Origin of the sequence: Chelatococcus asaccharovorans (assembly GCF_003201475.1) — a bacterium.
GTDB classification, from domain to species: domain Bacteria; phylum Pseudomonadota; class Alphaproteobacteria; order Rhizobiales; family Beijerinckiaceae; genus Chelatococcus; species Chelatococcus asaccharovorans.
The window spans coordinates 12501-30342 of record NZ_QJJK01000001.1 but is presented as its reverse complement, the minus strand read 5'-3'; the positions used below and the strand labels follow the sequence as shown (position 1 = coordinate 30342).

The window sequence follows — 17842 nt, the reverse complement described above, 5'->3', positions numbered from 1 at the left end:
GTCCAACCCCGTCTCGAGGTCAGAGTGTCCGCCAGATCAGCTGCATCCTCCAAAGCGAGATTCACCTGCGGTTTTCCACAGGGGGAGAGCTGGTGACCACTCCCGACATCGGTGGTCACCAAGTGGTCACCAAGCCAAAAACGACAAAGCCGCCTCTCAGCGGCTTCGCTATAAGCTATTGATTATTTTGAAAGTTTTGGAGCGGGCGAAGGGATTCGAACCCTCGACCCCAACCTTGGCAAGGTTGTGCTCTACCCCTGAGCTACACCCGCATCCATGTGGCGGCCACGTCCGTGGCGCCGACGGGTGCTTCATGCCGTAAAGCCGGACGGAATGCAAGAGGCTATCGCAGAGATTTCTGAAGACGACGATTTGTCCCCAGGTCTGGCGATGATGCGCCCTGCAGGTCCGGGCCTGTCACCTGCCATCGTGGAAGAGCGCGTCCCTGATCGCGTGCCAGCTCGCCTCGTCCGGCGCGCAGATCAATCCGCCGCTGTGGTGTGTCGGGAGGTAATCCGAGCCGTCGAATCGCGCGGAATATCCGCCCGCCTCGCGATGCAGGAGCCAGCCGGGCGCATGATCCCAGGGCATGAGCTTCGCATAGACGGCGAAGTCGCAATGGCCGGCGGCGATGAGGCGATATTCGTGCGCCGCGCAGCGATAGCTGCTCGTCATGGCGAACCGCGGCAGGTTGGCGGTGGCTCGCGACCGCTCCGGCTCCGGCAGAAAGGCCCACGATACAAGGCCGTTCATATCGTTGATCGGGACAGGGGCGGCGACGCGCAGATCGACGCGGCGACCGTCACGATGTTCGACCCAGGCACCCTCTCCGCGCAGCGCGCAGGCGAAGTCATTCATCACGGGATCATGAATGATCGCGCCTACGACCTCTCCCCGTTCGATCGCCGCCACCATGACACCGAAGAGCGGAAGACCCGAGGCGAAGTTCTTGGTGCCGTCGATGGGGTCGAGCACGAAGGCAAGCTCCGCGCCGCCAATGCGATCGAGCAGGCTTGGATCCGCCGCCGTGCTTTCCTCACCGACGACGACAGCTTGGGGGAAAAGCTTGTTGAGGGCTGGCGTGATAGCCCGCTCCGCCGCCTCATCGACATCCGTGACGAGATCGTGGATGGAGGATTTCGCGCGGACGGCGCCGTCATCCAGATTCTGGAAGCGCGGCAGGATGAGGGACTGGGAGACGTCCTGCAGAATTTCGGCAACCGAATTGAGATGCTGAAGTGAAAACATGGGGCGGGACCTCAGTTGTCCAGTTGCGGAAACGCACAAAGCCACCGGCCGGCAAGATGCGGCAGGTGCAGGGGGCGCCTCTCCCGCAGATGCGGCTTGCCCGGCCCGCAACCTTTGGCGAAAGCGTCTTGCGCCGCCCGATCATGCCTGTCAACGCATCTCCCGGATGGTGCAGCTTCGTCTGTTGCATAGCAAATATTTCAAGTTTAAACTATCAGGACACGGCTACAGGCCGGTGTTCGGCTGCGGACGGGACCACGTCGGCGGCTGCGGTGGTGCACAGCGGCATAGCGGGAGCGGGGTGCGAGGGTAATGGCGGACGCGATCAACGGACATTCCGATGGGGTTACGGCGGCTCCTGTCGCGAACGGCCCCGTGCACACTGTTCTCCAGCCCGCAGGCTGGCCGCGCCCGAAGGGCTACGCCAACGGCATGATGGCCGAGGGGCGGGTCGTCGTGACGGGCGGTATCGTCGGTTGGGACGCGGAGGGTCGTTTTCCCAAGGGTTTCGTTGCGCAGGCCCGCCAGACTTTCGCGAATATCGCGGCGATCCTTGCGGAAGCGGGGGCCGGCCCCGAGCATCTGGTGCGTCTCACCTGGTATGTAACCGACATCGATGCCTATCTCGCCGACGGCCGCGCCCTCGGGGCCGCCTATCGCGAGTTCTTCGGGCGCAATTTTCCGGCCATGGCGACGGTCCAGGTCGTGCGGCTGGTCGAGCCGGAAGCGCTTGTCGAGATCGAGGCGACCGCCGTCCTTCCCTGATCGGGCATTGCGACAGTTTCGGGCTGCGGACTTGGCGCGACCTGTCATCGCGCCAGCTTTGCGGGCGGACGGCGCCCCGCGGGTGGATTGCCCGCCTTCGGTAAGATCGCGGCTTGACGGGGGCGGGCCGTTGTTGCGTCGTGCCCGCGCAGCACTTCAACAGCTCTTTTGAATATCATCTTGAAAGTGGCTTTCCCTCCGCAGGTGGGAGCCGGCTTGGGCATCCGTGCGCCAACATGGCCTCGCCCTGCGAGCAGCCAACCGGTACGCGCCGCGTGCGCGATGCGATCGGTTGCATAACGATTTGTACGCTTCTTTCCAGCGAGAGGGCCTTTCCGCCAGGGAAGCCATAGACAATCGCATAACGCGCCGATAATGCGGTGATTCCATAGCGTCGGGGAGAACCGCCAGTGAAATCAGAGCGCCATGTCGGTCGCATTTTATGCAATCGGTTTCATTGACCTTTGCCGCGGAATAGAGCGAAATAGCGATTGCCGGTCAGCTTGCGCCGGGTTCGTCTGAGAGGGGCGACGGGCGACTGCGGGCGGCGTTCGAGGCGCGCAGAGGGTGGAGGTCAGTGACGATGGCAGAGGTCTTGAAAGCCGGTGCAGCACAGCCGGAACTTGCGCGCCTGATACCTCCGTGGCCGCCGAGGCCCTCGGCCGAGGTCGAAAATCGCATGCTGGATGTCGTGCGCTCGGGCCTCTGGGGCAGCACCCAGGGCCATGTCGTGGAGGCGCTCGGCCAACGGCTTGCGGCCCTGCACGGCGTGCGCGCCGCGACCTGCTGCACCAACGGCACCATCGCCATTGCGCTGGCGCTCAAGGCCGCGAATGTCCGCGCGGGCGACGAGGTCATCGTTCCAGCCTATACCTTCCTCGCGACCGCAAGCGCGCCCTTGCTTCTCGGCGCCATCCCCGTCTTTGCCGAGATCGATCCCGCCACGCTGATGATCGATCCGGCCGATGTGCAGCGAAAGGTCAGCGGCAAGACGCGGGCTGTCATTCCGGTCCATCTCGCCGGGGCCGTTGCCGAGGCCCGCGCCATCAGGCAGCAGCTCGCGGGATCGCGCATCGTGGTGATCGAAGACGCCGCGCAGGCCATCGACGCCACCCATGTCGATGGTCGCGTCGGCACGCTGGGCGACATGGCGACACTCAGTTTCCAGACCAGCAAGAATGTCGCGGCGGGCGAGGGCGGGGCGGTACTCACCGACAATGCGGAACTGGGCGATATCCTTTGGTCGCTGCATAATGCCGGCCGCAGCCGTGGCGGCGGCTGGTATCAGCACGACCGCGTCGGCTGGAACCTGCGCATGACCGAGATGCAGGGCGTCTTGGCCGATGCGATGCTGGATACGCTCGACGCGATGGATGCGGCGCGTGCCGCGGGCTGGAAAAGCCTGGCAGTCATGGCCGAAGCCGAGGGCCTGCCGGTCCAGGTGGTCGATCCCGCGCGCACCATCCGGCACGCGCGGCATCTGATGCCGTGGCAGCTTGCGACGGCACGGCGTGACAGGTCACTACGCGATGCCGTCGTGGCCGCGCTGCAGGAGGCGGGCATCCCGGCAAGCGCCGGCTATCCGCCGATCAATCGCATGCCGGCCATCCGGGAGGAGGTCGCCGCGCTCGGCGGCCGGCCGGTGGACGATCTGCCGGTTACGGAAGAGACGGCGGCGCAAAGCTGGTGGCTGCCGCAGAACGTCCTGCTCGCCGGTGAGGAGGTCCACGCGGCTGTCATCGCCGCCATGGCCAAGGCGCTGGGTTGAAGCGGAGGGCAAAAGCGATGCCGGATCTCAAGGTTGGATTGATCGGCCCGGGAGCCATCGGCCAGACGCACGCCCGTGCGATCGCCGCAATACCGGACCTGCGGCTTGCGGCGGTGGCGGGTGGAACGGGTGATGATGCGGCCGCGCTCGCCGGCGGCGAAGCGGCGCAATGGTTCGCGACGGCGGAAGAGATGATCGCGGACGCCGATCTCGATATCGTCGTCATCGCGACGCCGAGTGGCGCCCACTATGCCCCGGCGGCGCAGGCCATCGCGACGGGGCGCCATGTCCTCGTCGAGAAGCCGCTGTGCGTCGACTGGGAGGAGGCGGCCCGGCTCGTCGTGCAAGGCGAGCGGGCGGGGCTCACTTGCGGCGTCGTCTCGCAGCGGCGGCTCGAGCCGCAACATATCTATATCCACGAGGCCCTGCGCGCCGGGCGTCTCGGCCGGCCGCGGCTGATCGAGGCGGATGTGCATTGGTGGCGCTCGCCGGAGTATTATCGTGAAAAGCCATGGCGTGCCGAGATCAGCCATGGCGGCGGCTCGCTGTTCAACCAGGGCGTCCACAGCCTCGATCTGATGCTCTGGCTGTTCGGCCCGGCGATTCGCGTGCAAGGGCTCGCGACCACGCTCGGCCACCGCCTGCCCGTCGAGGACACGACGGCGGCGATCCTGACCTTCGCCAGCGGCGCCATCGGCACGCTCGTCACCACGACGGCGACGCCGCCGGGCCATCCCGCGGGTCTGCGGATGTTCACCGATCGCGGGGCCTTCACGGTGGAGCACGCAACCGTCGTGCGCTGGGATTTCACGGATGTGCCGGCGCCGGGTGCAAGCTCCGGCATTGCGAGTGGTGCGGCCAATCCGGGTGATATCGGCATCGCCGGCCATGTCGAGCAGTGGCAGGACTTCATCGCCGCCATCCACGCGCGGCGCCCGCCGGCCGTGAGCTTCCGCGAGGGCTTCGAGGCCGTGCGGGTGGCGAGCGCCATCTACCGTTCGTCCGAGGAAGGACGCGCGGTGGCGATCAGCGAATTTCCCGTGGGCGGGGAGGGGTAAGCCATGGCAGGGCGTATCGAGATCGCGGTGATCGGCGCGGCCCATCAACATGTGGACTATGTGCTCGATGAGGTCGCCCGGCGTGACGATGTCGCCATCGCCGCCGTCGTGGAGCATGATCCGGCGCGCCGCGCGGCCCTTGAACAACGCACCGGGGCGCCTGGCTATGCCGAGGTTGAGGCGATGCTCGCGCGGCACCGCATCGATGCGGCGTCCGTGGTGACGGAATTCGGCGCGCGCGCCGGCATCGTCGCGACGCTCGCCAGGCGCGGGATTTTCGCCATCGTCGACAAGCCGTTGGCGGTCACGCGCGCAGGGCTCGATGCGCTGGAGGACGCTCTCGTGGGTCGGCCGCTTGTCGCCTTGATGCTGGAGAAGCGATTCTACCCCGTCACGCTGGCGCTGCGCGGCGTCATCGCCGACGGCGTCATCGGCGAAATCGTGACGATTCATGCCACCGGCCCACACAAGTTCTACGCCGCGCGGCGTCCGGACTGGATGTTCGACGCCGGCCAGTACGGCGGCATCCTCGCCGACCTCACCGTGCATGACGTCGACCTTGGTTTGTGGCTCGTCGACGGCACACGCGGCACGGTCTCGGGCTGGGTCTCGGCCGTCGACGCGCCGGGCGTCGGCACGCTGCCGGGCAACCGGCGTTTCCCCAGCGCCGGGCGCGCAGTCCTCACCGTCGCGGGCGGCCCCCAGGTCGCCATCGAGGTCGACTGGCTGCAGCCGGAGGCCTCGCCGCGCCATGGCGATTACGCCATGCGCATCACCGGCACCCGGGGCCGGGCGGATGTCCTGTTCGCCGAGGATAAGCTCCTGGTCGAAACCCATGATACGCCGCTGCGTGACTGGCCCTTGCCGCCTGGCGAGCCACCGGCGCGTTTCGCCCTCGACCATCTGGCCAAGGGCGTGCCGCTCGCCGTGCCGACGGCTGATGCCTTGCGCGCGACGCGCATCGCCATCCTCGCGCAGGAGAGCGCGGCCGCCGGCGGCAAGGCGCTGGAATGGGCGTGAATGCGGGCGATTGGCGCAGCCTCGCTGAGTGAGCCGTGAGGCCTGCCTTCACCGGGGGGTCATCAAGTCAGTCACGCCGCCCCGATCCCTCCCCTCAGGGGAGGGATCGGCGCGGGTGGGCCCCGCGTGGCATCCCCGGGACAGGGATCCAGAGCTGCTGTCACATCAATCATGAGTGGGTGAAAAGCGCATCTGTCAGAGCAGCGCCAGCGCGGCCTCTGCCAGGGCTTCCGCGGTGCCGGGTGCGAAAGGGCCGGGCGTGCCATAGGGCCGCCAGGCGATATCGACCTCGTAGCCGCCGTCGGGGATAGCGGTGAGGGGCGGGATATAGCCCGGATTGGTATAGGCATAACCGACCACCAAGGCGCCCGGGACCCTGGCCTGCAAGGCCAGCGCCTGATCGACAAAGATCTCGCCGGGCAGAAAGAAGGCCGTGAAATCGCCGAGCCGCAGCGCGCCCACCGTCAGCGTGGCGCCGGCATGCTCGCGCGCCAACCAGTCGCGGTCGATCTCAGCCATGGCCTTCTCGCCGAAGCTCGCGGCGGGGTTCGCGAGCACCTGTGACGCATCATGGGCGATCCGGACACGCAGGGAGGTCTCGACAGGGGCGAAGGCCGCGGCCTGCGACGTCTCGCCGTAGGTGAGCGCCTCTGTGGGCCGCCCTTTCAGTCCACGCACGGCCGGTGCGACGGTATCCGCGAGCAGCGTGCCGATGCGCTGAGCCTCAGCGGGTGTGCGTTTGGACATCCCGCTCTGGCGGATCGAATCCATCGTCTTGTGGCCAGTGTTGATCTGGCCGCAGCAACCTGTCGTGTACAACACCGGAACGGACAGGAGGTCTTCCAGCCTTGCACGCGCGGCGCCGGGGAAATCCGCGCTGTAGCGCAGATTGTCGGGTCCGAGCACCACGGGATGGCAGGCGAAGTTCACCCAGAGCGCGCCGAGCGCGCCATCATCGGTGAAAAAGCCCACCGCGTCGGCGTTGTGATCGACAGGGCCGTCGTCAAGGCGGCGGTTGTGGGCGATGCCCGGCACCGGCACCTTGACGGCGGCAAGCCGTCCCGGTTGCAGCGCGGCGGTGGCCTCCCGCAGGAGGTCCAAGGTCGTCTCGACCAGCCGCTCGACATAGGCGGGATCGGCATCGCCGAGCATGGAACGGGCGAGCACGGGCGGACCGGCATGGGTGTGCGTCGCGCAGGGCACGACATCGATATCGCCGGGCAGCCGAGAGGCGAGCCGGGCGCGGAAATCCTCCGGCACGCCGATGAGGTCGAAGGCGAGGATGGCGACGCGTCTCCCAGCCACCTCGACGAGAAGGAGCCGGGCCGTCAAGGGGTCGAGCGTGCCCGTGGCGAGCCCCGCGCGACTGGCGAAGCCCGACAGTGCGGTCGGCGCGACGGGCGTGATCTCACGCTTGGCAAAGGCAAAGCGCATGGCTTGCTCCCGTTATTCCTTCAACCCGCTCGACGCCACGCCCTGCACGAAATTGCGCCGCATGAAGGCGAAGAACAGGATGCTCGGCAGGAGGGCGAGCGCCGCCGCCGCGCTGAGGCGCCCGAGATCCACGGTGAAGCCGGTCTGGAACAGCGCAAGGCCGACTTCCAGCGTGTAGCTGTCCTTGGTCGCCGTGATGATCATCGGCCAGGTAAAGGCCGTCCAGGCCTGGAAGAAGGCGAGCACGGCGAGGGTCCCGAGCGGGCCGCGCAGCAGGGGCAGCACGATCCTGACGAAGATCCAGCTTTCGCTCGCCCCGTCGATGCGGGCGGCCTCGATCAGTTCATCCGGGATCGAGGAGATGACATACTGGCGGATGAGGAAGATGCCGAAGCTCATGACGAGATAGCCAATGAGCAGACCCCACAGCGAGTTCAGAAGTCCAAGTTGCTGCACCCCGAGGTATAGCGGGATCATATAGACCTCGAAGGGGATGATGGCCGTCGCGAGGATCATCCCGAAGACGATGTGCACGCCCGGAAACTTGAACTTGCCGAGCACATAGCCCGAGACCGCCGACGTCGAGACGATGGCGATCGTCGACAGGACGGCGAAGAAAAACGTGTTGGTGATCCAGCGCAGGAGCGGCGTATCGGCGAGAACCGAGGTGATGTTATCAAGCGTCGCATCACGCGGGATGATCGTCGGCGGCCACTGCAGCAGCTCCTGGGGCGACTTGAAGGCGTTCGAGATCAGGAACACCAGGGGAAGCAGCATCAGGATGCAGAAGACGATTAGGACGACGTCAATGACGCCGTTCAGGATACGCTGGCCCGGCGTCGGCGGGATGCCGGTATCGGCGGAGGCTTTGTCGCTCATGCCCGGCCCTTTTCACGGAAGACCCTGAACTGGATGGCCGTGAGGGCCAGCACGATGGCGAGCAGGATGACGGCTTCCGCGGCGGCATAGCCCACACGATAGTTGCGGAAGCTGTTCTCCAGCATGTCGAGCACCAGAACGCGCACGAGCCGCCCCGGCGCGCCTTGCGAATCGGAGGCCAGCACGAAGACCTGCGCATAGATGTTGAAGGCCGCGATCAGCGTGATCACCGACACATAGAGGAGGACGGGCTTGAGCTGCGGAATCGAGATGTGGCGAAAGCACTGCAGCGCCGAGGCACCGTCGAGCCGCGCGGCTTCATAAAGCGATTGCGGAATATTCTTGAACCCGACGAGAAAGATCAGGACCGCATAGCCGAGCGCCTGCCATGAACACAGGATGATGACGCAGATGATGGCGAGCACCGGATCGAACAGCCAGGCCTGCGGCGGAAGGCCGAACAGGCCGAGCACGGCGTTCAGCGGGCCGAGACGCGCGTCGAAGATCCATTTCCAGGCCATGGCCGCCGGGACGAGCGAAACGACGTGCGGAATGAAGATCGACGTTTCGTAGAAGCCGGCGAAGCGGGAGCGCGTGCGGTGGTGGATGAGCGCCGCCAGCACGAGCCCGAGCGGCACCGTGATGGCCAGCACGCCGAAGGCGATGATCGTCGTGTTGCGGAGCGCCTCGAGGAACAACGCGTCGGTGAACAGCTCGCGGAAGTTGTCGAGCCCGATGAAGGGCTTGCGACGCGAGATCAGGTTCCACTGAAACAGGCTGAGACGCAATGTCTCGACAATGGGGATGAAGCGAACGAGCGTATAGATGATCAGCGCGGGCAAAAGCGCCAGAACGGCGAATGTAAAGCCCTTGCGATGCCAGGTACCAGCCAGTTCCCGCACGCCTTCTCTCCGCATTCGGGATCAAAAATGCACCGCCGGTGTGCTCTTGGGGGAAGGGCACACCGGCGATGTGCCGAAGGCAGACGTTGCGACGCCGGATTACGGCGTCGCAAGCAGACCTTCGCGCTTCAGAATGGTGTCGACTTCGGCCGCCGCTTCCTTGAGGAAGGCATCGATGGCCGCGTCATCCTGGAGTTTCGGGTTGGTATAGCCGTCGACGAGCCGCGCCGCGACGCGGGTCAGGATCTCGCTGGCAGGCGCAATGGCGGGAAGCGAGAAGAACTTGTAGTCGGCGGGGAAATTGACGAAGGCGCCGAAGGCCGGCGTCTTCGCGATGATGGCGGAATAGTCCACGTCCTTCCGGTTCGGCAGCCAGCCGATGTTGTCGAGGAGCCACTGCAGGTTCTCCGGCGCATTCGCCTGGAGGACGTATTCCCACGCGAGGTCGGCTTTCTTGCCGGGCTTTGTCGGCACGTAGAGATTGACCGGGATGACGATCGAGCCGCGCGGCAGCGGTGCGGTCGCATATTTCAGATTGGGCGACTTCTTGGCGATATCGCCGATCACCCAGGACTCGCGGATGAACATGGCGGTCTGCCCAAGCTCGAAGGCCTCCGCATCCGCCTTCATCTCCGGCGAAACGGTCTTCAGCACCTGGACATTCTCGACATACTGCTTGAAAGCCTTGCGACCGGCCTCGTTGGCGAAGGCGGCTTTCCACTTGCCGTTCTTTTCCTCGATGAGGTTTCCGCCGAACTGGAACAGGTTGATCCAGAATTTTTCGGCCACACCCTGGCCGCCGCCCGACAGGCGCAGGCTCCAGCCGCTGACCACAGGCTTGCCCTGCGCGTCGCGCTGCGTCAGCTTTTCGGCGTAGGGGGTGTAATCCGCCATGGTCTTCGGCGCGCCGGAGAGGCCCGCCTTCGCGAACATGTCGGTGTTGTAGTAGAGCGCGGTCTGGCCACGGAACAGCGGCACGCCGTAGATCTTGTCTTCGAAGGTGACGCTGTCCTGGAAGAACGTGTCGAAATGCTTGCCGTCCTTGACGAACTTCACGACGTTGTCAGGCGCCGGCGGAACGAGACCACCTTCCAGATAGCGCGTCGCCTCGACCTCCATCTCGATGACATCGGCGGCCGCGCCCGAGGGTAGCGCAAGCGCATTGCGCTTTTCGTGCTCACGCAGGGCAATCAGCTCGACGCTGATCTCGAGGTCCGGGTATTTTTGCTTCAGCTGTTCGCCGACGCGCTTGTAAAAGGGCTCCATCTCGGGCCAGCCGCCCCAGATCGTGAGCTTTTCGGCCTGGGCGGGCAGCATGGACGCGAACAGCGCCGCGGCGGCCATGGCGAAGACCGGGCGCCTCACGGCGAGCTTCCTGGAAGTCAACTCTGCGAATTTCATCATCAGATCCCCTCTGACACCGGCGCCTTCGGTCGCCTCTCCTGAAAAAGTGTCGTGCAACCGGTTGCGTGTCAAGCGGCCATCGCGACGACTCGTGCCTCACGGGCGGTCAGGGGGGGCGACGGGCCCCGTCGTTCCCCGCACGACAAGATGGGATTCGAGGACATAGCGAACATCGCGCATGGCCTTGACCTTCAACAGGTCCATGAGCAAATCGGCGGCCACCTGGCCGGCTTCCTTGCAGCGCGCCGAGACGGTTGTCAGCGGTGGATAGGTGGTCGTGCCGAGCACGTCGTCGCAGCCGACCACACTGAATCGTCCGGGCACGTCGATGCCACGCTCGGCGAGGCCGGCCAGCAGTCCCTGGGCGACGAGATCGTCGAAGGCGAGCGCGGCCGTCGCTTTCGAGGCGAGAATCTGCGCTGTTGCCGCGTAGCCGGCCTCGTAGGTCGGGGGTCGCGCGGGAACGGCGACGATCTCGACGCCGCGCTTGGCCGCCTCACGGCGCAACGCAAGGCGTCGCTGTTGGTTGGACCATGATGCCGAGGGTCCGCTGACATAGACGATGCGGCGGTGGCCGTGGTCGATGAGATGCGCGAGCGCGGCGATGATCCCTGTCGCGCTGTCGATGAGGACGCGCGGAATGCCGGCGACATCGCGGTTGACCAGCACGATCGGCCGGCGTTCAGCGTAGAGCCGGATCCGCTCTTCGTCGAGGCGCGAGGAGACCAGGATCATGCCCTCGACCTGGCTCGTGAAACGGCCGACGAGCATGTCTTCCCGCCCCGCCTGTTCGTCGGAATTGCCGAGGAAAACGCAAAAGCCCGCCTCATCGGCCCGCAATTGCGCGCCCCGAATCAAGGGGGGGAAGAACGGATTGGCGACATCCGGCACGATGAGGGCGAGATTGCCATGACGGCCGGTGCTCAGGGCCCGCGCCACCTGATTGGGCACGTAGCCTACGTCCCGGGCGATCGCCTTGACCCGTTGAACCGTGGCCTCGCTCAGCATTTCCGGGCGGGTGAAAGCACGCGAAACGGTTGCACGCGAGACACCGGCCAGGGCAGCCACTTGGTCGATGGTGGGGACGCGCCGCCGGGATGTTTCGTCGTCCATCACGTCTCTATTTCCCGCGCGAAGCCGTTCGCGACATTCTGGTGCCACGGGGAGACTAGAGCAAATCGGGCCGGGATGGAAACAGATGCTTTCATCCAAGTTTGTGAATTTGCTTGTCTATTTCCACGCGGCCCATGCCGGGACCAAATCGGGGCGCTGGCGGAAAGCTGCTGCGCGGATGAGGCCGGAAAAACGGATGCGCGGGCAATTGAGGTGGCTTGACATGCAATCGGTTGCATAGGAGTTTCATGGCTGGCATGCACCCCGCAGCCCCTTCTGCGGTGGTGTGTCCCGGCCGGCGCCTCCGCCTGGGGCGCCGGCGAATGTGAGGTCCAAAAGGGGTCCAAGAGGGAAGGCCTATGGTATCAGTTGCAGGACAGCAGCTCGCGCGACCCGTCGTTCTATCCTTCGCCACACGGGCGGAGATGGGGCAGGCCGCTGCGGCCGACGTCGCCGCTGAGCTCAGGGCCCGATTGGCGCGCCAGGCAGGCGTGCGGATGATCTTTGCAGCTGCCGTCAGCCAGAGCGAGATGTTGCAGGCGCTGGTTGCGGCGCCCGGCATAGACTGGGGTCGCGTGACGGCGTTCCACATGGATGAGTATCTTGACCTGCCGGCGGAGGCGCCCCAGCGCTTCGGCAACTGGTTGCGCCGCGCGATCTTCGACCGGCTGCCTTTCGCCGCCGTCAAGCTGATCGATCCAGGCCCCGATGCCGCGGCGGCCGTCAAGGCCTATGCCGCCAGCCTTGCCGAAGCACCGATCGACATTGTCTGCCTCGGCATCGGCGTCAACGGGCACCTTGCCTTCAATGACCCACCGGTGGCCGATTTCGTTGACCCGCAATCCGTCAAGATCGTCACGCTTGACGATGTCTGCCGCCAGCAGCAGGTCGATGACGGGGCTTTCGCGACTGTCGCGGACGTACCGCGCCGCGCCGTCACCCTGACGATCCCGCGCCTCCTCGACGCCGACCGCCTGTTTTGCGTGGTGCCCGGCGCGTCCAAGCGCGAGGCCGTTGCACGGGCCCTTGACGGCCCGCTTGAGACCGACTGCCCGGCGAGCGCATTGAGGCTGCATCCGGACTGCCGCCTCTATCTTGACGCGGAATCGGATCCGCGCAGCTAAGATGGCCATCCTCGGGAATCGCCCAAAGAGCGCTGATGCGCTCTGGACCGATGCTTCAGGGCCTCAGGCCTGCGAGCGTCCGGCGGACAAAACCACGACCTTGGTGCCGACAGGCACGCGCTCGTAGAGATCGATCGCGTCCTGGTTGATCATGCGGATGCAGCCCGATGATACGTTCTTGCCGATCGTCCATGGCTCCACGGTGCCGTGGATCCGGTAGAGGGTATCCTTGTTGCCCTGCCATAGATACATGGCGCGGGCACCGAGCGGGTTACGCGGGCCCCCAGCGACACCGAGGCCGCTCTGGAGTTGGCTCGCGACTTTCTTGAGCTCGGGTTGGCGCTGGATCATCTCCTTGGGAGGATACCAATCCGGCCATTCCTGCTTGGAATTGATGGTCGCCGCACCCGACCAGCCAAACCCCTCGCGCCCCACGCCGACGCCATAGCGCATGGCGCGGCCATTCTCCTGGACGAGATAAAGGTAGCGTTGGCGGGGGTCGACGATGATCGTGCCCGGCTGTTCGACGGTGGTGTAAGCCACCTGGCGGCGCAGATAGGCGGGATTGATCGCGGACAGGTTGACGGCAGGTATGGGGAAGCGCTCCCCTTCGACGGGGCCGTAGAAGGAGGCGACCTGCGCATCAGATGCCGGCAGGTCGGCGGTTTGCGGCAAGTCTGCGGGAGGTGACAAGTCTGCGGGAGGTGGCATGTCAGCGGGAGGCGGGAGATCGCGGCTGACGATGCGTCGCCCCGCACCCGGGCCGGGACCGGCCTGTCGCGGATTCGGGCTGACGCAACCACTGAGGCCGATGCCCGTTATGCCGGCGGCCAGGCCGGAGAGGAAGCTGCGGCGTTTCAACTCGATCATGGACGTAATCGCACTCCCAACGCACTGTCCGCACTCAGTCTCGTACGCGATAGATGCACTGTCCGTCCGGCCGCTCGACCATCGCGCCGGGTTCCAGAACCGCGCTTCGGGTCGCAAGTCCGCACGGACCGGGGACCGAGCGAAGTCAGTCAGGCTTTATAGTCTAGCTCAAACTTGCCCATCCCGATACCAACCGACATAGGTCCGTGCCATTTCGATAGAAGTAACGTTAGCGGATACCGGAGTTTTGCGCGCAACGCCGCCAGATCACGTGCGCCATGGGGGGCTATCGGTGGAATGGCCGGAAATTCGGTCAACATATTGATTTTCAAAATATTATCGGGTTGCGACTGCCCTTCGGTTCGGCCAGGTGGCAGATTGGAGAGGCTATGCACCGACTTCGCCGTCGGCCGCCAATATTGCGGCTTGCTTCAACGTTTCGTGAAGAAGGTCATGAGCACTTTCTCCTTTTCGCCGAGCAGGCATAGGAAGGTGTGTGGCTCGTCGGAGTGTTCACGCTGGATGGCCGCCTGTCCGATGATGACCGTGGCGACCTTTGCTCCGCCGATCTCTGCATTCGCCTTGGCGATGGTGAGGCTGTCGAGATCGATCTTGACGTCTTTTAAGGGAGAGTTGCCCTCGGATTGTTTCAAGGTTTCGATGGCGGCCTTGCGGCAGGCCGCTGCTTCCACGGGCTCCTGAGCCATCGCGGCCTGGGGATGGATCAAAGGGCCGAACATCGCGCCGATTGCGAGCATCGCCGAAAGGCTGATTGGCTTGCAACGCTCGGTCAAAGCGCGCCTGCGCGGCAGTTCGGTTCGCTGCAGGGTGCCGCTCGCGGCCGCTCGGAAGGTAGGCCAGCCGGGTACTGAGATCTTGGCAATGGCTAGGGTCAGGACCCATTAATCTGGTTGAAATGGTGTGAGGCCATTTGGCCGGATACAAGAAGCGGAGGTGAAGGAAGCCTTTCGGCTTTCGAGCCCTCCGCGACGCAGTTGCCGGCCAAATGGACCACATCCGAAGGACGCCGAAACGGCTGCGACCTGCGGCGTCGAGCCACTCGGCCGATGGAACCCCATCGACCTTCGCGTCTCTCCTGGCATCTCTTTGCCGTTTCAGGCGCCATTTCCATCATATTAATGGGTCCTGACCCTAGGACAGCCATGGGCAGCATTGTTGGTTCTCCGCGTTGCGACACGGAGCTTCAACGTTGCTGGAGATGAAAGGTTGCATCGCTGCTGCGGCGAGCAGGACTGACGAGCGTTACACGTGCCGTTCTCCGCGGGTGAAGACGGCATCGAGCGACAGGGATGAATCGCCCGGCGCCCATTGGAAACGGATGAGATCGGCCGGAGCCCCCACGCGGATGACACCGCGATTGCCCGCGAAGCGGCCGGGATTGACGGTGGCGAGGCGCAAGGCGTCTGCCAGCGTGATCCCGCCCATCGTTGTCGCCTGCGCCACGCAATCGGCCAGGGGCCGCACGGCGCCGGCCAAAAACGGCGTGCCGGCCACGCCAAGCCGACCGTCCGGGGTGAGTTCGACGCGGCCACCGATCGGCTGGTCGTAGACGCCCGGTGGCAGGCCGCCCAGGGCGACCGCATCCGACACCAGCACCGCGCGTTCAAGGCCCTTGGCGCGCAGCATGGCTCGGAACGCATCCGCGGGAAGATGATGGCCGTCCGTGATAAAGGTCGCCGTGAGCCGATCCTCGGACAGTTGCGTCCAGATGAAATTGGGATGGCGGGGGAGGGTGGCTGCCGCCCCGTTGCCGAGATGGGTGGACAGGCACGCCCCCGCGTCGACCGCGGCGGTGATCGCGGCGGAGGAAGCATGGGTATGGCCGATCGCCACATGCACGCCTTGCCGGGTGAGCGCACTTATATAGGCCGGTGCCTCCGGATAATGCGGAGAGAGCGTCACGAGCCCGACCAGATTGCCGCTCACTGCCTGCCAGCGCTGGAATTCGTCGATATCCGGCGGCCGGATATGCTCCCGCGGATGGGCGCCGCGCGGGCCGTCTTCCGGCGACAGGTGAGGGCCTTCCACATGGACGCTGGGGATCGCGTGGAAAATGCGCGCATCGGCGGCGCGCGCCGCCGCGATCACGCCGAGCGCTGCGACGATCGCCTCCTCCGAGGCCGTGATGATCGTCGGCAGATAGGTCGTGACCCCAACGCGCAGCATGGCATCCGTCAGGGCCGTGACCGTCGCGACGGTGATATCGCCTCGATTGATATCATGGCCGTTGAAGCCGTTGACCTGCAGGTCGACAAGGCCGGGGGCGAGCCAGATGCTCTCATCCCCCGCGCGCTCGTCCTGCGGTCCGGTCCCGATCGAGGTGATCAGCCCGTCTGCGATTGCTATGGTGAGCGAGCGGCCGGTCGCGGGATCGCGGCCCGTGACGGTCCGAGACTTACTCATGAAGGGCTTACTCATGAAAGGCTCACGCATGGCGGCTTTATCCGCGTGACGTCGCGAAGGCGCCGATGATGCGCGCCCAGGAACGGATGCCATGGTGGAAGCTGGCGAGATCGTATTTCTCGTTGGGCGAGTGGATGCGGTCGTCGCTCAGGCCGAAGCCGATCATCAGGGAATCCATCGCGAGCATGCGCTTGAAGTCGCCGGCGATCGGGATCGAGCCGCCGCAGCCGATCAGCGCGGCGTCACGCCCGAATTCCGCGCCGAGCGCCTGGCGCGCCCGGCCGAGCCATTCGCCATCAACGGGAAGGCTGATGGCGGGGCTGCCGCCATGCTCCTTGAAGGTGACGTGGCAGTCGGCCGGCACCTTGCTGCGGACATAGGCGCGGAAGGCCGCGCGGATCTTGTCCGGATCCTGCTGGCCAACTAGGCGGAACGAGATCTTCGAGGATGCCTTGGAGGCAATGACGGTCTTGAAGCCTTCACCCGTATAGCCGCCGGTGATTCCGTTCGCCTCGCAGGTCGGGCGCGACCAGACCTGCTCGAGGACGCTGCGCCCGCGTTCACCGGCTGGATCGGCGAGGCCCACCTCACCCAGAAAGGCGCTTTCCTCGAAGGGCAGGTTGCGCCATTGCTCTTGAACTTCCGCCGGCAATTCCGGCACGCCATCATAGAAGCCCGGTAGCGTCACGCGTCCATCCGCATCGTGCAGGCCGGCGACGATCGCCGACAGCACATGGATCGGATTGCGCGCTGCACCGCCATAGAAGCCGGAATGGAGGTCTCGCGAGGCGCAGGTGATCTCCACTTCCTCGCCGACGAGGCCGCGCAACATTGTAGTGATGGCGGGCGTGTCGCGATCCCACATGCCGGTGTCGCAGATCAGCGCCACATCGGCGGTCAACTCGTCCCGATTGGCATCGAGGAACGGCTTGAGGCTCGGGCTTCCCGATTCCTCCTCGCCCTCGAGCAGGATGCTGACCTTGATGGGCAGGGCGCCCGTCACGGCCTTCCACGCCCGGCAGGCCTCGATGAAGGTCATCAACTGACCCTTGTCATCAGAAGAGCCGCGCCCGGTGATAATTCGGGAGCCGGTCTCGTCTTCGCGCAGGGCCGGTTCGAAGGGCGGCGCGGACCATAGCTCCAGCGGGTCGACCGGCTGGACGTCGTAATGGCCATAGAAGAGGACATGCGGGCCTTCGCTCGCCGCCTTCTGATGGGCGACCACCATGGGGTGTCCCGGTGTCGGACGAACCGTTGCCTCGAAACCGAGCGCCGCGAGATCCGCCTTCAGCCAGGCTGCAGCGCTGGCGCATTCGGCTTTAAAGGCGGGGTCGGTCGAAATGCTTGGAATGCGCAGGAGAGCGAACAGCCGCTCGAGGCTCTGGTTGAGGTCGGCATCGATGCGCGCGAGAACCGAAGGGGTCTGAGCATTCACGGGGGCTTGTCCTTCTTGCTGTTCCGCGCTGCGGAGCGACGGCTATGCCGGGACGCGGATTTCAGCACAAGGAATAGAACATCGGACCGGAAAGTGCGTGTGGTTTTTGGAGGATCGCGGGCCTCCTCCGCATCAGGCAGGGTTCGGCGCCGCCGTGGCCTTCGCGGCCGTGGCGTCCGCGGCAGAGAGGGAGCCTTTCGCTAGGGCAGAGAAACCGTCCCGCTCCGCGGCTTTCGGCGCGATTGGCTCGGTTGCCATTCCCCGCCGGCCGGATGTGCTCTAGCCTTGCGACGAACAGTTTTGATCAAGGCCGCTCGCGGGCGAACGCGAGCGCCGGCTAGTCATGCAACAGGTGACGGAATGATGGATGAGGCGGTGATCGGCGTGGTGACGGTGTC

Annotated in this window: 16 protein-coding genes and 1 tRNA gene (1 of these 17 running past the window's edge); 6 read left to right on the top strand and 11 right to left on the bottom strand. The window is 65.4% G+C overall.

Going from position 1 to position 17842, the window contains the following annotated elements:
* Positions 1-197: 197 nt before the first annotated feature.
* Together C7450_RS00135 and C7450_RS00130 are read right to left on the bottom strand one after the other, a co-directional pair.
* A tRNA-Gly gene (locus C7450_RS00135) sits at positions 198-272 on the bottom strand.
* Positions 273-417: 145 nt separating this feature from the next.
* Positions 418-1248, bottom strand: a complete 831-nt coding sequence (locus tag C7450_RS00130) for an inositol monophosphatase family protein (RefSeq protein WP_110372385.1) — start codon at positions 1246-1248, stop codon at positions 418-420.
* 375 nt (positions 1249-1623) lie between these two features.
* Between C7450_RS00130 and C7450_RS00125 the strand changes: the two genes are divergently transcribed.
* The 4 genes from C7450_RS00125 (at position 1624) to C7450_RS00110 (ending at position 5859) form a co-directional block, all read left to right on the top strand.
* Positions 1624-2013, top strand: a complete 390-nt coding sequence (locus C7450_RS00125) for a RidA family protein (protein ID WP_281064253.1) — start codon at positions 1624-1626, stop codon at positions 2011-2013.
* Positions 2014-2596: 583 nt separating this feature from the next.
* Positions 2597-3781: a DegT/DnrJ/EryC1/StrS family aminotransferase gene (locus C7450_RS00120; RefSeq protein WP_110372383.1), complete on the top strand. Its 1185-nt coding sequence runs from the start codon at positions 2597-2599 to the stop codon at positions 3779-3781.
* A gap of 17 nt (positions 3782-3798) precedes the next feature.
* Positions 3799-4839: a Gfo/Idh/MocA family protein gene (locus C7450_RS00115; RefSeq protein ID WP_110372382.1), complete on the top strand. Its 1041-nt coding sequence runs from the start codon at positions 3799-3801 to the stop codon at positions 4837-4839.
* A gap of 3 nt (positions 4840-4842) precedes the next feature.
* Positions 4843-5859 carry a Gfo/Idh/MocA family protein gene (locus tag C7450_RS00110; protein ID WP_110372381.1) on the top strand — a complete coding sequence of 339 codons (1017 nt, stop codon included), beginning with the start codon at positions 4843-4845 and terminating at the stop codon, positions 5857-5859.
* 195 nt (positions 5860-6054) lie between these two features.
* Here C7450_RS00110 and C7450_RS00105 read toward each other — a convergent pair whose 3' ends face one another.
* From C7450_RS00105 to C7450_RS00085, 5 genes are all read right to left on the bottom strand, one after another.
* Positions 6055-7293, bottom strand: a complete 1239-nt coding sequence (locus C7450_RS00105) for a hypothetical protein (protein ID WP_110372380.1) — start codon at positions 7291-7293, stop codon at positions 6055-6057.
* A 12-nt stretch (positions 7294-7305) separates the two neighbouring features.
* Positions 7306-8172, bottom strand: a complete 867-nt coding sequence (locus tag C7450_RS00100) for a carbohydrate ABC transporter permease (RefSeq protein ID WP_110372379.1) — start codon at positions 8170-8172, stop codon at positions 7306-7308.
* Positions 8169-9074 carry a carbohydrate ABC transporter permease gene (locus C7450_RS00095; RefSeq protein ID WP_245449413.1) on the bottom strand — a complete coding sequence of 302 codons (906 nt, stop codon included), beginning with the start codon at positions 9072-9074 and terminating at the stop codon, positions 8169-8171. The genes C7450_RS00100 and C7450_RS00095 overlap by 4 nt, the downstream gene beginning before the upstream one ends.
* Positions 9075-9173: 99 nt before the next feature.
* Entirely contained in the window at positions 9174-10478 is a 1305-nt protein-coding gene (locus C7450_RS00090; RefSeq protein ID WP_110372377.1) for an extracellular solute-binding protein, read from the bottom strand.
* Positions 10479-10574: 96 nt separating this feature from the next.
* Positions 10575-11591, bottom strand: a complete 1017-nt coding sequence (locus C7450_RS00085; protein WP_110372376.1) for a LacI family DNA-binding transcriptional regulator — start codon at positions 11589-11591, stop codon at positions 10575-10577.
* A 359-nt stretch (positions 11592-11950) separates the two neighbouring features.
* Here C7450_RS00085 and C7450_RS00080 point away from each other — a divergent pair, with 359 nt between their 5' ends.
* Positions 11951-12715 carry a 6-phosphogluconolactonase gene (locus C7450_RS00080; protein WP_245449412.1) on the top strand — a complete coding sequence of 255 codons (765 nt, stop codon included), beginning with the start codon at positions 11951-11953 and terminating at the stop codon, positions 12713-12715.
* Positions 12716-12778: 63 nt separating this feature from the next.
* Here the strand turns inward: C7450_RS00080 and C7450_RS00075 are convergent, their stop codons facing one another.
* The 4 genes from C7450_RS00075 to C7450_RS00060 all read right to left on the bottom strand — a co-directional run bounded on the left by C7450_RS00075 (position 12779) and on the right by C7450_RS00060 (position 17444).
* A complete protein-coding gene (locus C7450_RS00075) occupies positions 12779-13585 on the bottom strand; it encodes a L,D-transpeptidase (protein ID WP_110372375.1) in 807 nt (268 codons plus the stop codon).
* A 431-nt stretch (positions 13586-14016) separates the two neighbouring features.
* Positions 14017-14277, bottom strand: coding sequence for a hypothetical protein (locus tag C7450_RS00070; RefSeq protein WP_146227230.1), 261 nt, complete (start codon positions 14275-14277; stop codon positions 14017-14019).
* A gap of 571 nt (positions 14278-14848) precedes the next feature.
* Entirely contained in the window at positions 14849-16009 is a 1161-nt protein-coding gene (locus C7450_RS00065) for an N-acetylglucosamine-6-phosphate deacetylase (protein WP_110373165.1), read from the bottom strand.
* Positions 16010-16046: 37 nt separating this feature from the next.
* Entirely contained in the window at positions 16047-17444 is a 1398-nt protein-coding gene (locus tag C7450_RS00060; protein ID WP_110372373.1) for a dipeptidase, read from the bottom strand.
* Between the two features lie 360 nt (positions 17445-17804).
* Between C7450_RS00060 and mog the strand changes: the two genes are divergently transcribed.
* Positions 17805-17842, top strand: the 5' end (the start) of a protein-coding gene (gene mog / locus C7450_RS00055) for a molybdopterin adenylyltransferase (protein WP_170146977.1). 496 nt of this gene lie beyond the right edge of the window; only the first 38 of its 534 coding nucleotides appear in the window; the start codon lies at positions 17805-17807; the stop codon falls past the right edge of the window.

Bases quoted from the DNA above. Each gene is read 5' to 3' on its own strand.
- C7450_RS00100 (WP_110372379.1), bottom strand. From the start codon at position 8,172: ATGAGCGACAAAGCCTCCGCCGATACCGGCATCCCGCCGACGCCGGGC.
- C7450_RS00080 (WP_245449412.1), top strand. From the start codon at position 11,951: ATGGTATCAGTTGCAGGACAGCAGCTCGCGCGACCCGTCGTTCTATCC.
- C7450_RS00085 (WP_110372376.1), bottom strand. From the start codon at position 11,591: ATGGACGACGAAACATCCCGGCGGCGCGTCCCCACCATCGACCAAGTG.
- C7450_RS00065 (WP_110373165.1), bottom strand. From the start codon at position 16,009: ATGAGTAAGTCTCGGACCGTCACGGGCCGCGATCCCGCGACCGGCCGC.
- C7450_RS00105 (WP_110372380.1), bottom strand. From the start codon at position 7,293: ATGCGCTTTGCCTTTGCCAAGCGTGAGATCACGCCCGTCGCGCCGACC.
- C7450_RS00115 (WP_110372382.1), top strand. From the start codon at position 3,799: ATGCCGGATCTCAAGGTTGGATTGATCGGCCCGGGAGCCATCGGCCAG.
- C7450_RS00090 (WP_110372377.1), bottom strand. From the start codon at position 10,478: ATGATGAAATTCGCAGAGTTGACTTCCAGGAAGCTCGCCGTGAGGCGC.
- C7450_RS00110 (WP_110372381.1), top strand. From the start codon at position 4,843: ATGGCAGGGCGTATCGAGATCGCGGTGATCGGCGCGGCCCATCAACAT.
- C7450_RS00075 (WP_110372375.1), bottom strand. From the start codon at position 13,585: ATGATCGAGTTGAAACGCCGCAGCTTCCTCTCCGGCCTGGCCGCCGGC.
- C7450_RS00130 (WP_110372385.1), bottom strand. From the start codon at position 1,248: ATGTTTTCACTTCAGCATCTCAATTCGGTTGCCGAAATTCTGCAGGAC.
- C7450_RS00120 (WP_110372383.1), top strand. From the start codon at position 2,597: ATGGCAGAGGTCTTGAAAGCCGGTGCAGCACAGCCGGAACTTGCGCGC.